The following is a 16,716-nucleotide window of genomic DNA, read 5'->3' on the forward strand; positions in this document are numbered from 1 at the left end:
GGACGAACGGAAGGGGCGTCGCGAATGCCGCGGGTGCTCGCATAGTCCTCTAGCGCCTCGCCCGCATCGTTCGCGAAAAACCTTCCGCCGGCGGTCTGTGCTAAGGTCATCGACCCGCCCGATTCCCGAGTCCAAGCCGCGCATGTCCGCCATTCCGATTTCTCAAAGCGATGTTCCCGCCGACTTCGAAGACCAGTTCGACGCCAGGACCATCGAACGCGGCCGGACTTATGCCGCCGAAGGCCGGGTGCGCATCGTCCGTGTTGCGCGGGCGCCGGGCGAAGTCCATGTCGAAGCGGAAGTGCAGGGGACGCGAGCGCGTCCCTATGAAGTCGATCTCTGGCTTGAAGTCGACCCAGAGGGCGCGGTCGTCGACCTCGACAACGTCTGCATGTGCCCGGTCAAGGAGAACTGCAAGCATGTCGTCGCGACCTTGCTGAGCCTGGGGCAGGGTGCCGATCTCGCGACCCTGGCTGCTGGGTATGGCGCCGTCCCGCCGCAAGGGGGCGACTTTCCGGAGCCGGGCGTGGCGGTGCTGAACTGGATCGCCGGACTGGACATTCCGGAAGCCCGCCCGCGACCGGAATCGCGTCCGCAGCCTCGGGTGGTCTATCTGCTGCAATCGGGAAATCCGCCCAGCCTCACGTTGGGCAAGAGCCGTCCGCTGAAGAAGGGCGGCTACGGCAAGCCGGCCAGCTACCGCCCGCAGCCCTACGACCTCGGCGCCGCGCGCAGCCACCGCGACTTCATCCTCGACGAGGATATCGCGCCGCTGCGCCTGTTCCTCGCGCTGCAGGCCGGCGGCGGCTATTACTACAACGAGGCGGTGGATGTGACCGGTGAGACCGGCGCGCTGCTGCTGCGACTGGCATTGCGCACCGGTCGGCTCTATCTTGCGGGGCTGGTCGAGCTGCCGCTGGCGGCCGGTGCGCCACTGCCGCTCGAACTGCACTGGTTGCACAACGCGGCCGGCCTGCAGCAACTGGCGATCGACCTGCCGCCGGGCCTGCAACGGATTCCGACCACGCCGCTGTTCTACCTTGACACGGCGAGCGGCAGCATGGGCGAACTGCGCAGCGAGATTTCCGGACACCTGCTGCGGGAACTTCTGCACGCGCCGCCGCTGAACGAAGCCGAGGCGCCGCTGGTGCGGCAGAAGCTGGCGCAACTGGCGCAGCAGCGGCGGCTGTCGCTGCCGCTGCCCGATGCCTCCGACGCCGTGCCGGCGGGCCAGCCCGCCGCACGCGTGGTGCTCACCCTGGGACGCTTCCGCCACCTGGCCATGAGCCGCCTGCACGACGAGATGGCGCTTGCCGTGCTGCATTTCGACTATCCGCAGGGCCTCGACGTGCTCGGCAGCGAACAGCCGTCGCCCTTCATGCGGCAGCGCGTCGATGGCCAGTGGCGCACGCTGCAGCGCGACCTGGAAACGGAAGGCATTGCCTGGCGCCAATTGCAATCGGTCGGACTCGAAAGCTGGCAGCGCGCCCTGGGCAGTTACCAGCGCATCGAAGGCACGCCCGACGGCCTGATGCCGCGCCGCAGCGACGTCGTCGGCTGGCTCGGCTTCCTCAATGAAGGCGTCCCCGAACTGGAACGGCAGGACATCAAGGTAGAGTTCGCGGCGGACTTCCCATATCGCCTGGCGCAGGCGGAAGACTGGTTCGTCGCGGTCGAGGAGAGCGTCGGCAACGACTGGTTCGATCTCGACCTCGGTGTCAGCGTCGGCGGCGAACGCGTCAGTCTGGTGCCGCCGCTGCTGCGCCTGCTGCGCGAACAGCCGGACCTGCTTGGCGTGGTACGCAGCCTCGACGACGCCGATCATTTCCCCGTCGCGCTGGATGCACGGCGCATCCTGCCGGTGCCGGCCGGCCGGCTCAAGGCCTGGCTGCTGCCGCTGCTCGAATTCCTCGACGAGGAGCGGCCGCGCCTCTCGCGCCACCACGCCGCGGCGCTGGCCGGGCTCGACGACCTGCCGACGCACTGGATCGGCGGCGAGGAACTGCGCGCGCTGGGGCGCCGCCTGCGCGACTTCTCCGGCATCACCCGCCGCGAGCCGGCGCCCGGTTTCACCGCGACCCTGCGCCCCTACCAGCAGGACGGCCTCGACTGGCTGCAGTTCCTGCGCGAATACGGCCTGGCCGGGATACTGGCCGACGACATGGGTCTCGGCAAGACGGTGCAGACGCTGGCCCACCTGCACCTCGAGAAAGCCTCCGGGCGTGCGGACCGTCCCAGCCTGGTGGTCGCCACCACCAGCCTGATGGCCAACTGGCGCGACGAGGCGGCGCAGTTCGCGCCCGAACTCAAGGTGCTGACGCTGCACGGCAAGGACCGCGCCGACCTGTTCGCCGACATTGCCGGCGCCGATCTGGTACTGACGACCTACCCGCTGCTGGTGCGCGACCGTGAGACCCTGCTGGCACAGCAATGGCACCTGCTGGTGATGGACGAGGCGCAGTTCATCAAGAACCCCAAGGCGCAGTCGCACCAGGTGGCGCGCCAGTTGAAGGCGCGGCATCGCCTGTCGCTGACCGGCACGCCGCTGGAAAACCACCTCGGCGAACTCTGGGCGCAGTTCGATTTCCTGCTGCCCGGCCTGCTCGGCAACGGCAAGCGCTTCGTCCAGGTCTATCGCACGCCGATCGAGAAGCTCGGCGACGAGGACATGCGCAGCCAGCTTGCGGAGCGGGTGCGGCCCTTCCTGCTGCGGCGGACCAAGGAGCAGGTGCTGAAGGATCTGCCGCCACGGACCGAGATGGTGCGCTGGGTCGAGATCGAGGGCGGCCAGCGCGACCTCTACGAATCCCTGCGCGTCGCCTTCGACCGCAAGCTGCGCGTGGCGCTGACCGAGCAGGGCGTCGGCCGCAGCCAGATCATGATTTTCGACGCACTGCTCAAGCTGCGGCAGATCTGCTGCGATCCGCGCCTGGTCAAGCTGCCCGCCGCGGAGGCGCTGGTGAAAAAGGGCCACGCGCATTCGGCCAAGCTGGCCACGCTGATGGAAATGCTGGTTGAACTGCTCGACGAGGGGCGCAAGGTGCTGTTGTTCTCGCAGTTCACCTCGATGCTGGCATTGATCGAAGTCGAGCTGGAAAAGCACGGCATTCCCTACGCGCGCCTCACCGGCCAGACCCGCGACCGCGAAACCCCGATCGCCGATTTCCAGCAGGGCCGCGTGCCGCTGTTCCTGATCAGCCTCAAGGCCGGCGGCACCGGCCTCAACCTGACCGCCGCCGACACCGTGATCCACTACGACCCGTGGTGGAACCCGGCGGTCGAGGAGCAGGCCACCGCGCGCGCCCATCGCATCGGCCAGGACAAGCCGGTGTTCGTCTACAAGCTGATGACGCAGGGCACGGTCGAGGAAAAGATCCTTGCCCTGCAGGACCGCAAGCGCGGCCTGGCCGACCAGTTGATGCGCGGCCCCAGGGGCGAGGAGGTCGTCGCCGGCAGCCGCCTGATCACCGCAGGCGACCTCGACGTGCTATTCCAGCCGCTCGGATAGGCGCGGCGGAATCGCATGCGAAAATCCGCCATCGTTTGAATCACCACCCAACAGAGGAGTCACCACCATGCTGAAGCTGTATTACGGTCCCGGCGCCTGTTCCTTCGTGCCCCATGCCGCGCTGGAAGTGGTCAAGGCCGCCACCGGCGCGGAGTTCGAGACCCAGTCCGTCAAGCTGCACAAGGGCGAGCAGCACACGCCCGAGTACCTGGCGCTGAATCCGCTGGGCCTGGTGCCGGTGCTGGTGGAAGACGGCAAGCCGCTGACCCAGATCGTGGCCATCTGCGACTTCCTCGACCGGCGCTTTCCGCAGGCAGGCCTGCTGCCCGTCGATCCCTGGCAGCGCGCCCAGGCGTTATCCACCTTCGTCTGGATGAACAACACCGTGCATCCGACCTTCACCCATGTCTTTCGTCCGGCCGCTTTCGCCGCCGGCGATGATGCGCAGGCCGATGTCAGGACCCAGGCCGTGACGAAGTTCCGCGAACACCTGGAGCGCATCCAGGCCATGACCGCCCATGCTGCCCCATGGCTGTTGGGCGACAAGCCTTCCTTCGTCGATTTCTATGCGCTGGTGTTCCTGCGCTGGGGCGGGTTGGCCGGCATTGATCCGGCCACGCTGCCGGCCTACCAGGCATTCGTCGAGCGTGTCGCCGCGCATCCCGCGGTGGCGGCCGCGATGGCGCGCGAAGGCATCCGGCTCGACACCTACAAGCCCAGGTAGCGCGCCGGACGGCAGACGGGAGCAGGGCGTGGCTCTCTTCGACGCATCCTTCGCCGCGCGGCGCATCGTTGTCGGCGGCACGGAAATCCATCTGCGGCTGCGGCCCAACCCGCGCCAGCCGGCGCTGCTCCTGCTGCACGGCTATCCCGAAACGCATGCCATGTGGCACGCGCTGGCGCCGCTGCTCGCCGCCGACTACGCGCTGGTCATCCCCGACCTGCGCGGCTATGGCGACTCGGGAAAGCCGCCTTCGCGGCCCGACGCCGCCAACCAGTCCAAGCGCGCGATGGCGCAGGACATGGCCGAGCTGATGACGGCGCTCGGCCACCCGCGCTTTCACGTCGCGGGGCACGACCGCGGCGCGCGCGTCACGCACCGGCTTTGCCTAGACCACGAGGCGCGCATCCTGAGCGCCTGCGTGATGGACATCGTGCCGACGCTGACCACCTTCGAGCTGACCAACCAGGCGTTGGCCACCGCCTACTTCCACTGGTTCTTCCTGATCCAGGCGGCGCCGCTGCCCGAGCGCATGATCGCCGCCGATCCGGCTGGCTGGCTGCGCGGCTGCCTCTCGCGCTGGAGCATGGGCAACGATGCAGCATTTGCCGACGCAGCGGTCGCCGAGTTCGTCCGCTGCTTTTCCGACCCCGAGGCGATCCGTGCCAGTTGCGACGACTACCGCGCCGCGGCAGGCATCGACCTGGTCCATGACCGCGCCGAAGGCGGGCGCCGCCTGCATGTGCCGCTGCTGGTGCTGTGGGGCGCGCGCGGCTTCGTCGGGCGAAACTACGATGTGCTCGCGCTGTGGCGCGAAAAAGCGGCCGATGTGCGCGGCGCTGCACTGGATTGCGGCCACTTCCTGCCGGAGGAAGACCCGGCGCAAGTCGCCGATCGCCTGCGCGGATTCATCGCCTCGCTTGCCGGCGCGCCTCCCGGCCATTGATAGCGCCTTGCAGCGGATCGCGTTCAGGCATACACCGGCGAGACATCGGCATAGATGCGGTATTCGCGTGCCAGCCCGGCGTCGAGCCGCATGATGTTGGCGAAGGGCAGGACGACTTCGCGGCCGTCGTGGCGGATGTACGCGACCGTGCCGCGGCAAATCAGGGTGTCGCCGGCGGCCCATGATCCGAGCCGGGTGTGGCGCAGTCCGCGCAGTCCGGCGAAGAATCCAGCGACCATGGCCGTCACCTGCGCCGTGCCGTTCGCCGGCGGCAGGTTGCCGAACTGGAATTCGACATCCGGAGCAAGGTGCGCGACGAAGCGCTCGACATTCATGGCGTCGATGCTGGCAAACAGGCTGGCGAGCCAGGATTCTTGATCCGTTTTCATGATGGTGGTTGGGTGGTTGTGGATTGAGGAGTCCGGATTATGGGGGCGCCCGGCATTTTTGGTCGGGACGAGCCGGATTCGCCGTATCGCCAGCGCCGACTTTTTGTTGGCCGCAATTCGTGCTGGGCGGCTGCGGATTGCCGGGGCAATCGTCCGCCGCAATTCTGAATCCTTGTGGCGCGGGACGTTGCAGAAAGTGACGCGCACGATCGCTGGCGCCGATGCAAAAAGCCAAGCAGGCGAGACCCGTGGTCAAGCGCGCAGCGCAGGATCCCCGGTTAATCGCTGCGGCCGAAGCTGAAGCCGAGGTCCTGGCCCTTGATGGTCAGTGCGGGGAACGCCGCGAATCGTGCTACGGCGTGCCGGCGAACTTCTCCCGCAGCGCCGCCACGGTGTCACGCTCGCCGCGCACGCGCAGGAAGGCGCCGTTCTCGTCGGCGCGTTCGCCCAGCACCTCGCAACTGGCGAAGACGGTCCCGCGCTGCTGCTGCGCCGACCAGGGCAGGAACAGTTCGGCTTCGACCTCGTCCTGGCGGAAGGCGGCGAGGATAGCCTCGCGCAGGGTGGCGACATCGTCGGCGCGGCGCGCGCTCATTACGATGCAATCGGGATAGAGCGCGCGCAGTTCGGCTTCGCGGGCCGCCTGCGCGGCGTCGTCGCCAACGTGGTCGACCTTGTTGAAGACGCGGATGCGCGGCACCTCCTGGGCGCCGATCTCGGCCAGCACCTTGTCGGTCACCGCCAGCTGCCGCTCGAAGCCGGGATCGCTGGCGTCGATGACGTGCAGCAGCAGGGCGGCGTCGAGCGCCTCCTCAAGGGTGGACTTGAAAGAGGCGACCAGGCCGTGCGGCAGGTTCTTGATGAAGCCGACCGTATCGCTGACCAGCACGCGCGGCCGGCTCTCGGGTTGCAGCGCGCGTACGGTGGTGTCGAGCGTGGCGAACAGCTTGTCCTCGACCAGCACGTCGCTGCCGGTCAGCGCGCGCATCAGGGTCGACTTGCCGGCGTTGGTGTAGCCGACCAGCGCCACGCTGGCCAGCCCCTGGCGCTCCAGTCGGCGCGCGCGCTGGGTCTTGCGCTCGGCGTCCATGGCGACGATTTCCTGCTGCAACTCGGCGATGCGGTCGCGGATCTTGCGCCGGTCCATCTCGGTGTGCGATTCGCCGGCACCGCGCCCGCCGGTGCCGCTGCGCTGCCGGCCTTGCGGCCCGGCCAGCTTGGCCGCCTCGCGCAGGCGCGGCGCCATGTAGCCCAGTCGGGCGATTTCGACTTGGGCGCGCGCGGCGCGCGAAGTGGCGTGGCGGTGGAAGATTTCGAGGATGACCATGGTGCGGTCCATCACCTCGCAGCCGAGCTCCTTTTCCAGATTGCGCGCCTGCGAGGGCGAAATCTCGTGGTCCACGAAAATGGCGTCGATCCTGCCGGCGTTCGGGTCGGCGGCGGCATGGCGCGCCGGCTCGAAGGCGCCGGGCGCCGGTTCCATGTCGATGAACGCCTTGATTTCCTCGCGTTTGCCGGTGCCAAGGTAGGCCGTCGCGTCGAAGCTGGAGCGCTTCTGGGTGAAGGTGGCGACGATCTCGAAGCCGAGCGTCTTGGCGAGGTCGCGCAGTTCGGCCAGCGAGGCCTCGAACTCGATATCGCTCACGGATGGCAGTTGCACGGCCGCGACCACGGCGTTGATGGGCTTGTCCTTGACTTCTTTTTGCATGCGGAAAGGGCTGCTATGGTTTGGGCGAAGGCGGATAGTACCCGTCCCAGCACCATTGTCGAGAATGCCGGCGATGAGCCTTCGGTAGCAACCGCCAAGGTCGAGTCGGACAAGCGCAACCTCGACTACAACGCGGCTACCGGGGCCGTCGGCGCCCGGCTTGAAATGAACTACTCAGTCCGTCGCGGCAAACGGCCGCACGCCGGTGAGAGCAGGACGATCCGCCGGCGTGCGGCTTTTTTTTGGGGGTGCGTGGAAGATCGCGCTGAAGCGGGTTGCGGCTCGCAATCGGGTCTGTGCTGCCATTCGTCGTATCCGTTTCGAGTTCACAAAGGTGACCGGTACACTTTGAAACCGGCCTTTCAAGATCAGCGCTGCTACTCCGGAGTAATATCGCGTTTCACCATTGATGTTTTCTGGGGCGGGTGATGAAGCGTCGCGAGGTCTTGGCAATTTTGGGTTCGTCACTCACGCTGGCGACTTTGCCCGCATGGGGCCAAAAAAAGCGTATTCCCCGCGTAGCGTGGTTCAGTTACGGTGATGCACGCTCGGTAGAAGGCATGCTTGCCGCCTTTACCAGAGGCATGCAGCAGCAAGGCTACGTTGCCGGCAAAAATGTCACCATCGATGTGCTCATGGGCGAGTTCTCCCAGGAGAAGACCTATCAACTGGCCGCAGAGCTTGTGGCTAACCCACCGGACCTGATCGTCACTCAGGGATTTGCCGTTCGAGCCGTCATGCAGCGGACCAGGACCATCCCGGTGGTCAGCGGTTTCAGTGGCGACATGGTCGAAGGCAAACTGGTTGCGAGCCATGCCCGGCCGGGTGGCAACGTAACAGGAATTCAGTTCCTTGCCCCAGAGCTGGTCGGCAAGCGCATGGAAATGCTGAAGGAACTCTTGCCGAAGCTCAATCGTGTTGCTGTAATCGCCGACCCCGGGCACGCCGGGGAGCTGCTTGAACGAGCCGCCTCCCAGGCCGCTGCTGACAAGCTGCAGATTCGGATGGATTACTACCCGGTAAGAAGCCTGCCAGAAATCGATGCAGCATTGGAGTCGGCGCGAGCGGGTGGGGCTCAGGCGCTCGTGGTGTTCCCCGATTCCGTTACTTTGACAGGCAAGGAGCGAATTGCCGCCTATGCCATCAAGCATCGCCTGCCCTCGGTGTCAGGATGGGATGTTTTTGCCGAAGCCGGCCTGTTGCTCATGTACGGCCCTAACCTCAATGCCTGCTGGAGCCGCCTCGCCTACCACGTTGATCGAATTCTCAAGGGCGCGAAACCGGCCGAACTGCCGGTCGAGATGCCGACGACCGTTGAGGTGATCGTTAACCTCAAGACAGCGAAGGCACTGGGCATCGCAGTGCCCCAGTCTTTCCTCCTGCGCGCCGACCGTGTTATCGAGTAGGCAGACCGTATGCTGCATAGGGCGCGGCTTTTCCAAAAATATGCAGTTTTGCTTGTGTCCCTGGTGGGTGGCGCGCTGCTCGTTAGCGGAGCTCTAAGCCTCTATTTTTCATACCAGGAAACACGTGCAGCCCTGCTCGTCCTGGAGCATGAAAAGGCGCAATCTGCGGCAGTCCGTATTGACCAGTTCGTCCGGGAAATTGAGCGCCAGCTCGGCTGGACGACCTTTCCCCAGTTCGGCGAGGGTTCCAGCGCCATCGAACTGAGACGGCTCGACCTGGTGAAGCTGCTGCGCCAGGTGCCGGCGATCATGGAAGCTTCCTACATCGATGGAAACGGCCTGGAGCAGGTGCGGCTGTCGCGTTTGGCCCTGGATGTGATCGGTGCCAGCCGGGACCGGTCTGGGGATGCATCCTTCATCCAGGCAGGCAAGAGCGGAACCTATTTCGGGCCCGTCTATTTTCGCAAGGATAGCGAACCCTACATGTCCATTGCATCCCGGGCCGGACGTGGCAGCGGCGTAACAGCGGTCGAGGTCAACCTCAAGTTCATCTGGGATGTCATTACCCAGATCCGTATTGGCAAGACCGGACTCGCCTACGTCGTCGATAGAAATGGCGCCCTGATCGCGCACCCGGACATCAGCCTGGTGTTGAGGAAGACGGACATGTCCGTGCTTCCTCAAGTCAAGGCCGCACTCTCCGCAAGTTTCATTGAATTGGGCCGATCCGTCGAAGACGATGCCCGTGACAGTAGTGGGCGCAAGGTGCTAACGGCGTACGCGCGGATCGAACCGCTGGGCTGGACCGTATTTGTCGAGCAGTTGCAGGAAGAAGCGCTGGCGCCCCTCTATATCTCCATGCTTCGCAGCGCGATGGTGCTATTGGCCGGCCTGCTGCTGGCGGTACTGGCCAGCCTGCTGCTGGCGCGGCGCCTGATGCGCCCGATCAATGCCCTGCGTGAAGGGGCAGCCGCCATTGGTGCAGGCGAACTCGGCCACCGGATCGATCTCGTCACCGGCGACGAACTGCAGGAGCTGGGAGAGCAGTTCAACAAGATGGGCGCGGACCTAAGTGCCTCGTATTCCCAGCTTGAGCAAAAGGTGCAGGAGCGCACTGCCGAGCTGCAGAAGGAACAAAGACGTTCCCAGAGCTTGCTGCACAACATGCTCCCGGTTGAAATTGCCGCGGAGCTATCGCTGACCGGTCATGTGCGTCCGGTTCGTTACGAGTCGGTCACCATCCTATTTACGGATTTCAGCGGCTTCACGCAGGCGGCCTCGGCAATGCCCGCAGACCGGATGGTTGCGGAGTTGAATGAGATATTTGCCTCGTTTGACGACATCACGGAGCACTTCGGCGTCGAGAAGATCAAGACGATCGGCGACGCTTACATGGCGGTAGCGGGATTGCCGGTACCATGCGCGGATCATGCGCAACGCTGTATCCGGGCCGGCCTTGCGCTGGTGGAATTTCTGGACCGGCGAAACGCCACTGCTGCGTTCAAGTGGTCAGTCCGTGTCGGTATTCATTCCGGGCCGGTGGTTGCGGGGATCGTCGGCAGAAAGAAGTACGCGTTTGACATCTGGGGCGACACGGTCAATATCGCTTCCAGGATGGAGAGTTCCGGTCAGGTCGGGCGGGTCAATGTATCGGCCTATACCTATGACCTGGCTTGCAATGAATTCGATTGCGAATACCGGGGAAAGATTGCTGCCAAGGGCAAAGGCGAGATCGACATGTATTTTGTCATTGGGCCGAAATGACCAATGGCCATAATGGCCGGGAACCCGTTGCGTGACTGTGCAGGCCATTCTGTCCGGTTTGCGCACTTTGCCGAGGTCGCGCCAAGGCAATGCAAGCTGCTTTCGACTTGGCCCGTTTATCCGGCGATCCCGTCGTAGATCAGCTTGGCGCCCGCCGCCAGCAGCGTCCAGGCAGTGACGAGGTTGAAGCCGCGCATGTCGACGGCGTGCAGCAGGCGGTAGCCAAGAAAGTAGCCGAGCGGGATCGCCGGTGCCAGCAGCAGCGATACGCCGAGGTTGGAGAGGTCGATCAGGCCGAGCTGGGCATAGGGTCCGAGCTTGGCGAAATTCACCACCGAAAAGAAGATTACCGTGGTGCCGACCATGCGCATCTTGTCCATGTTCTGCGGCATCAGGTATTGCATGATCGGCGGGCCGCCGGCGTGCGAGACGAAGCTGGTGAAGCCCGCGACGCTGCTCCAGAATATGCCGGGACCAAAAGTCGGCGCTGACAACACGGCGTTGGCGGTGCTGCGCGCGGCGCGGAAGCGATCGAGGGCGAAGGTCACGGCCTCGATGCCGATCAGCAGCTTGATCCAGCGCCCGTCGACATGGCCGAAGGTGAGCCAGCCCAAGGCGATGCCGAGCATCGCGCCGGGCAGGATGATGCGCAGGTTGGCCGCATCGGCGCGGCCGCGGAACACCACCAGTCCGATGAGGTCGATCGTCAGCAGGATGGGCAGCATCACGGCGGAGGCGAAGGGTGCAGACACGGCCAGCGCCATCAGCGGCACGCCGAGGCTGCCGGCGGCGCCGCCGAAGCCGGCCTTGGACATGCCGAACAGCAGCGTGGCGATCGCGGCGAGCAGCCAGAAGGCGGGCGGCAGGGTGGCGGCATGGTCGAACATCGGGTGATGATCACCCAGTTCCCGCCGCCGATCCAGTCGACCGCGGCGGAATCTCGGCCTGAACCGGACGCCGGCATGCCGCCTCTATGAATGTGAAATACTTTGTACGGAGTCCCCAGTGACAAACGCGCGTAGCGCACCGAACGGTAACCCCCCGCGAGGGGGGGAAGGGGGGCGGGCGAATATTTGGCTTTTCGCGTGTTTCATCTCTGCGGGTGGCGCTTGGTACCATGAGTGTTAGGCTGCGACCAGGAAAACCGGGAGGAGCGCTCATGACCAACAAGATTACCGTGGCGGCGTCCGAGGTACGGGTGAACGACCACATCTACAACGGCACCGGCAGCAATGCCCATCCCACCTTCGCTTGGGAAACCGTGACCGAGGTGCGCCACGAGGAGGGCCTGATCCTGCTGATCACCGGCAACGCCAAGGGGCCGCATGGCGAGTTCTGGCTCGAAGCCGAGGAGCAGATCGTGGTGATCCGTTATCCGCAGCCGCCGGCGCCGACTCCGGCGGCGAAGCCGAAGGCCGGCCACGGTCGCTGATTGCCACGCCGGAAAGGTCAGATGGTGTTTTTGTTATAAGGTTACGAAATATGTTATTGATGTTACATCAACACGACGATGTAACCGCCCATGGACTTCCTCGCCCTGTTCGTCAGCCTGCCGACGCGTCAGACCGCCGGGCGCATGCGCATCTGGCGCGCGCTGCGTGCGCTGGGCTGTGCCACCCTGCGCGACGGGGTGTATCTGCTGCCCGACTCGGGAAAACATGTCGCGGCGCTGGATGAAGTGGCCGCCGAAGTGCGTGCCGCACAGGGCATGGCTGATGTCTTCCTGCTCGGCGGACGCGACGAAAGCCAGCAGGCCGCCATCATCGCGTTGTTCGATCGTGCAACGGATTACGCCGCGCTGCTGGCGACGATGGGCCGGACCGATGGCAATGACGGCAAGGCCTTGCGCGGCCTGAAACGCGACCTGGCGGCGCTGGTCGCCATCGATTATTTCCCCGGCGAGGCGCAGCGCCAGGCCCGGGCGGCGCTGGCGGCGCTCGAAGCGGCGGCCAACGGCGAACCGGCGACGACGGCCGGAGAAATTCGCCGTCTCGCCAGCGCCGACTTTCAGGGCCGCACCTGGGCGACGCGCAAAAACCTCTGGGTCGACCGCATGGCCTCGGCCTGGCTGATCCGCCGCTTCATCGACCGCAAGGCGAAGTTCCTCTGGCTCGACAATCCGAAGAAATGCCCGAAGGCCGCGCTCGGCTTCGACTTCGACGGCGCCGCATTTACCCATGTCGGCGGACGCGTCAGCTTCGAGGTTCTCGCCGCGAGTTTCGGCCTCGACGCCGATCCCGCGCTTTCGCAAATTGCAGCGATCGTGCATTGCCTCGATGTCGGCGGCGTGCCGGTGGCCGAGGCGGCCGGCGTCGAAGCCGTGCTGGCCGGCCTGCGCGCCGCGTCCGAAGACGACGACAAACTGCTCACTGCCGCCGCGCGCGTGTTCGACGGCCTCTATCAGCACTACCAACAGGAGCCCACGAATGGCTGATTCAAATAAGGATTCACCTTCCACGGCTGGCTTTGCACAGCCAGCCGGCTCCGCGGGCGCGGAGCAATGCTCCGCGAATTCCCCGCTCCGCCCATCAGCGCCGACTTTCATGGAAGCCCTGCGCTTCTGGTTCAAGCTCGGTTTCATCAGCTTCGGCGGCCCGGCCGGACAGATCGCGATCATGCACCAGGAGCTGGTCGAGCGCCGGCGCTGGATTTCCGAGCACCGCTTCCTGCATGCGCTCAACTACTGCATGCTGCTGCCGGGGCCGGAAGCCTGCCAGCTGGCGATCTATACCGGCTGGCTGCTGCACGGCTTGCGCGGCGGATTGATGGCGGGCCTGCTGTTCTTCCTGCCGGCCTTCTTCCTGCTCTCCCTGCTGGCCGGGCTGTATCTGGCCTTCGGCGACCTGCCGCTGGTGCAGGGCGTGTTCTACGGCATCAAGCCGGCCGTGGTGGCCGTAGTGCTTTTCGCGGCCTGGCGCATCGGCTCGCGCGCGATCAAGAACGGCCTGCTGCTGGCGATCTCCGCCGCCGCCTTCGTCGGTATTTTCTTCTTCGACATCGGCTTTCCCTGGATTGTGCTGGCGGCGGGCATCCTCGGCGCGATTGGCGGCAAACTGCTGCCGGGGAAGTTTTCCGGCGGCGGCGGCCATGGCGGCAGCAACAAGGGCTACGGCCCGGCGCTGATCGACGACGACACGCCGCCGCCGCCGCACGCGAAGTTCTCCCTGGCCAAGCTGGCCCTGACCACGTTCGCTTTCGTTGCCGTCGGCGCCGCAACGCTGCTGGCGCTGCGCGGTAATGCCGACCTCTACCACATGGGCGAGTTCTTCACCAAGGCCGCCTTCCTCACCATCGGCGGCGCCTATGCGGTGCTGCCCTACGTGTATCAGGGCGGCGTCGAGCAGTACGCCTGGCTCACCGGCCCGCAGATGATGGACGGCCTGGCGCTGGGCGAAACCACACCGGGACCGCTGATCATGATCGTCACCTGGGTCGGCTACCTCGGCGGCGTGGCCAAGGCGGCGGCCGGCGGCTCGATTGCCTCGGGCCTGGCGGGTGCAACGGTGGCGACCTTCTTCACCTTCCTCCCCAGCTTCCTGTTCATCATCGCCGGCGGACCGCTGGTCGAGGCCTCGCGCGACGACATCAAATTCACCGCGCCGCTGACCGGCATCACCGCCGCCGTGGTCGGCGTGATCGTGAACCTGGCCGCCTTCTTCGCCTGGCATACCTTCTGGCCGCAGGCCACCGCCGCCGCGCCCTTCGGCGGGTCCTTCGAGGGCCTAGCCGTGCTGATCGCCGCCGCCGCCTTCGTCGCGCTGTGGAAGTACAAGCAGGACATCATGAAAGTAATCGGCGTCTGCGCGCTGCTGGGCCTGGCGCTCTCGTTCATCCGCTGAAAGGAAATCACCATGCCCTACGAACTGAAGCCCCTTGCCTGCGACCCCGGCGCCATCGCCGGCATGTCGGAAAAGATCATCGTCAGCCATTACGAGAACAACTACGGCGGCGCAGTCAAGCGCCTCAACGCCATCGAGGCGCAACTGGCCGCGCTCGACTGGCCCGCGGCCCCGGTGTTCGCCATCAACGGCCTCAAGCGCGAGCAGATGGTGGCAATGAACTCGATGCTGCTGCATGAGGTGTTCTTCGACAGCCTGGGCGCGAGCCAGGCATCCGGCGCGCTGGCCGCACGCTTCGACACCGACTTCGGCGGCGTCGACAAGTGGGCGGCGCAGTTCGCCGCCATGGGCAAGGCGCTGGGCGGCGGTTCGGGCTGGGTGCTGCTGGCCTGGTCGCCGCGCGATGGGCGCCTCATCAACACCTGGGCCGCCGACCATACCGGCAACCTCGCCGGCGCGACGCCGCTGCTGGCGCTGGACATGTACGAGCACAGTTACCACATGGACTTCGGCGCCAAGGCCGGCGCCTATGTCGATGCCTTCATGAACAACGCCAACCTCGCCGCCGCGTCGCGCAAGTTCGCGGCGCTCGCCGGAGCCTGATCATGGAGCGCACGATCAAGCCGCAGGACCTGAAGCTCGCCGGCAAGCACCTGATCGACGTCAGGCGCGCCGCCGATCGCGATGTGTCGGCCGAACAAATCCCCGGCGCACGCTGGCACGATCCCGCGCAGATCGCGGAGTGGGTGGGAGCCTTGCCGAAGGACAAGGAAATCGTCCTCTATTGCGTGCGCGGCGGCTCGGTGTCGAACGGCGTGGTCGATACCCTGCGCGCCGCCGGACTCGATGCCGGATTCATCGAGGGCGGCATGGAAGCCTGGAAGGCTGTTGGCGGGGAGGTAAATGCAAAATGAAATGGATCACCCGCGAACGTCCCAAGATCGACCGCATCGCCTGCCCCTGGCTGGTGGCGCGCTTCGTCGACGAAAGCCCCGAGTTCCTCTACGTGCCGGGTGGCGATGTCATGAAAATTGCCGCCGAAACCGGCGCGATTCCCTATGACGTGCCGGGCGTCGAGCTCGGCCACCATGGCGACCGGTGCAGCTTCGATGCCTTCATCGCCAAATACGCGCTGAAGGATGCCGCGCTGGACAAGCTGGCGTTGATCGTGCGCGCCGCCGACTGCGGCGCGCCGCAACTGGCGAAGGAATCCCACGGCCTGCTGGCGATCTCGAAAGGGCTCTCGCTCAACTTCGAGAACGACCACGAAATGCTGAAGCACGGCATGGTCATCTACGACGCGCTTTACGCCTGGTGCGCCGACACGCCCTTGAAGCAGATCGGGCGTTTTCTTGGGATGAAATGAGCGCCGCCCGCCGCGAGCTGCGCCTGCTGCTGTTCGGGCGCGGCCTGCGTGCCGGGGTCGATGGCTGCGTCGCGGTGCTGCTGCCGGCCTACTTGCTGGCGCTCGGCCATGGCGTCTGGGAAGTCGGCGTGCTGAGCACCGCGACCCTGCTTGGTTCGGCGCTGGCGACGCTGGCGCTGGGCGCCTGGGGCCATCGCGCGCCGCAGCGCTCGCTGCTGCTCGGCGCGGCCCTGCTGATGGCCGCCACCGGGCTGGCCTTCGCCGGGCTGACGAGCTTCTGGCCGCTGCTGCTGGTGGCCTTCCTCGGCACGCTGAATCCCGGCTCGGGCGATGTCAGCGTGTTCCTGCCGCTGGAACATGCGCGCCTGGCGCAGGTGGGCGAGGGCATGGACCGCACCCGCATCTTTGCGCGCTACAGCCTGGTCGGGGCCCTGTGCGCTGCGGCAGGCGCCTTGGCCGCCGGCCTGCCGGACCTGCTCGCCGAAGCCGGCGTCGACCGGCTTGAAGCCCTGCGTGGCATGTTCCTTGTCTATGCCGGTGTCGGCCTGCTGATCTGGCGACTGTATGTGCGCATTCCAATGCCAGTGGCGCAGGCAGAGGCGACACCGCCCATGCCGCTGGGCCCTTCGCGCGGCATCGTCGTCCGGCTCGCGCTGCTGTTCTCGGTGGATGCCTTCGCCGGCGGGCTGGTGGTGAATTCGCTGCTGGCGCTGTGGCTGTTCGAAAGCTTCGGGCTCTCGCTGGCGGCGGCGGGCGCCTTCTTCTTCTGGTCCGGACTGCTGGGCGCGATCTCGCAACTCGCGGCCCCCTGGCTGGCCCGCCGCATCGGCCTGATCAATACCATGGTGTTCACCCACATCCCGGCCAGCCTCTTCCTCATCCTTGCCGCGCTGGCGCCAGACATGATCTGGGCCATGGGCCTGTTGCTGGCCCGCGCCGCGCTGTCGCAGATGGATGTGCCGGCGCGTTCGGCCTATGTCATGGCGGTGGTCACGCCCGGCGGGCGCGCGGCGGCGGCGAGCTTTACGGCCGTGCCGCGCAGCCTTGCCGCTGCGCTGGGCCCGGCCTT

General features: G+C 66.0%; 16 protein-coding genes. 13 read left to right on the forward strand and 3 right to left on the reverse strand.

All coding sequences use genetic code 11. The features are described from left to right. The first annotated feature begins 142 nt into the window (after positions 1 to 142). From J0M27_RS15055 to J0M27_RS15065, 3 genes are all read left to right on the forward strand, one after another. Positions 143 to 3,508 (forward strand): DEAD/DEAH box helicase, encoded by a 3,366-nt coding sequence (locus tag J0M27_RS15055; RefSeq protein ID WP_294993345.1) that lies wholly within the window; start codon positions 143 to 145, stop codon positions 3,506 to 3,508. Positions 3,509 to 3,575: 67 nt separating this feature from the next. Further along, positions 3,576 to 4,232 (forward strand): glutathione S-transferase family protein, encoded by a 657-nt coding sequence (locus J0M27_RS15060; protein ID WP_294993348.1) that lies wholly within the window; start codon positions 3,576 to 3,578, stop codon positions 4,230 to 4,232. Between the two features lie 28 nt (positions 4,233 to 4,260). Further along, positions 4,261 to 5,175, forward strand: coding sequence for an alpha/beta hydrolase (locus J0M27_RS15065; RefSeq protein ID WP_294993351.1), 915 nt, complete (start codon positions 4,261 to 4,263; stop codon positions 5,173 to 5,175). A 23-nt stretch (positions 5,176 to 5,198) separates the two neighbouring features. Here J0M27_RS15065 and J0M27_RS15070 read toward each other — a convergent pair whose 3' ends face one another. After that, positions 5,199 to 5,564, reverse strand: a complete 366-nt coding sequence (locus J0M27_RS15070) for a nuclear transport factor 2 family protein (protein WP_294993354.1) — start codon at positions 5,562 to 5,564, stop codon at positions 5,199 to 5,201. Between the two features lie 352 nt (positions 5,565 to 5,916). Continuing rightward, on the reverse strand, positions 5,917 to 7,272 hold the full coding sequence (hflX, locus tag J0M27_RS15075; protein WP_294993357.1) for a GTPase HflX: 1,356 nt from the start codon (positions 7,270 to 7,272) through the stop codon (positions 5,917 to 5,919). Positions 7,273 to 7,287: 15 nt separating this feature from the next. Between hflX and J0M27_RS15080 the strand changes: the two genes are divergently transcribed. From J0M27_RS15080 to J0M27_RS15090, 3 genes are read left to right on the forward strand one after another with little or no spacing between them, the layout of a single operon-like run. Continuing rightward, positions 7,288 to 7,701, forward strand: coding sequence for a hypothetical protein (locus J0M27_RS15080; protein ID WP_294993359.1), 414 nt, complete (start codon positions 7,288 to 7,290; stop codon positions 7,699 to 7,701). Further along, the gene (locus J0M27_RS15085; RefSeq protein ID WP_294993362.1) at positions 7,701 to 8,678 is read left to right on the forward strand and encodes an ABC transporter substrate-binding protein; all 978 of its coding nucleotides are present in this window, start codon (positions 7,701 to 7,703) and stop codon (positions 8,676 to 8,678) included. The genes J0M27_RS15080 and J0M27_RS15085 overlap by 1 nt, the downstream gene beginning before the upstream one ends. Before the next feature lie 9 nt (positions 8,679 to 8,687). Next, a complete protein-coding gene (locus J0M27_RS15090; RefSeq protein WP_294993364.1) occupies positions 8,688 to 10,442 on the forward strand; it encodes an adenylate/guanylate cyclase domain-containing protein in 1,755 nt (584 codons plus the stop codon). 116 nt (positions 10,443 to 10,558) lie between these two features. On the opposite strand, the gene J0M27_RS15095 is transcribed toward J0M27_RS15090, so the two are convergent. Beyond that, a complete protein-coding gene (locus J0M27_RS15095) occupies positions 10,559 to 11,329 on the reverse strand; it encodes a sulfite exporter TauE/SafE family protein (RefSeq protein WP_294993367.1) in 771 nt (256 codons plus the stop codon). A gap of 272 nt (positions 11,330 to 11,601) precedes the next feature. Here J0M27_RS15095 and J0M27_RS15100 point away from each other — a divergent pair, with 272 nt between their 5' ends. The 7 genes from J0M27_RS15100 to J0M27_RS15130 all read left to right on the forward strand — a co-directional run. Then, complete coding sequence (locus J0M27_RS15100) at positions 11,602 to 11,874, forward strand: hypothetical protein (RefSeq protein ID WP_294993370.1); 273 nt, start codon at positions 11,602 to 11,604, stop codon at positions 11,872 to 11,874. A gap of 90 nt (positions 11,875 to 11,964) precedes the next feature. Further along, entirely contained in the window at positions 11,965 to 12,876 is a 912-nt protein-coding gene (locus J0M27_RS15105; RefSeq protein ID WP_294993373.1) for a chromate resistance protein ChrB domain-containing protein, read from the forward strand. Positions 12,877 to 12,985: 109 nt separating this feature from the next. Beyond that, positions 12,986 to 14,281 (forward strand): chromate efflux transporter, encoded by a 1,296-nt coding sequence (gene chrA, locus J0M27_RS15110; protein ID WP_294993375.1) that lies wholly within the window; start codon positions 12,986 to 12,988, stop codon positions 14,279 to 14,281. A gap of 12 nt (positions 14,282 to 14,293) precedes the next feature. After that, complete coding sequence (locus J0M27_RS15115) at positions 14,294 to 14,884, forward strand: Fe-Mn family superoxide dismutase (RefSeq protein ID WP_294993378.1); 591 nt, start codon at positions 14,294 to 14,296, stop codon at positions 14,882 to 14,884. 2 nt (positions 14,885 to 14,886) lie between these two features. Next, positions 14,887 to 15,195: a rhodanese-like domain-containing protein gene (locus J0M27_RS15120; RefSeq protein WP_294993381.1), complete on the forward strand. Its 309-nt coding sequence runs from the start codon at positions 14,887 to 14,889 to the stop codon at positions 15,193 to 15,195. Beyond that, the gene (locus tag J0M27_RS15125) at positions 15,192 to 15,647 is read left to right on the forward strand and encodes a chromate resistance protein ChrB domain-containing protein (protein WP_294993384.1); all 456 of its coding nucleotides are present in this window, start codon (positions 15,192 to 15,194) and stop codon (positions 15,645 to 15,647) included. The genes J0M27_RS15120 and J0M27_RS15125 overlap by 4 nt, the downstream gene beginning before the upstream one ends. Further along, positions 15,644 to 16,716: MFS transporter (locus tag J0M27_RS15130; protein ID WP_294993386.1), on the forward strand; the 1,073-nt coding region annotated here is incomplete at its 3' end. The genes J0M27_RS15125 and J0M27_RS15130, both read left to right, overlap by 4 nt.

The sequence above is a fragment of the Sulfuritalea sp. genome (assembly GCF_017302275.1).
Taxonomy (GTDB): Bacteria; Pseudomonadota; Gammaproteobacteria; order Burkholderiales; family Rhodocyclaceae; genus Sulfuritalea.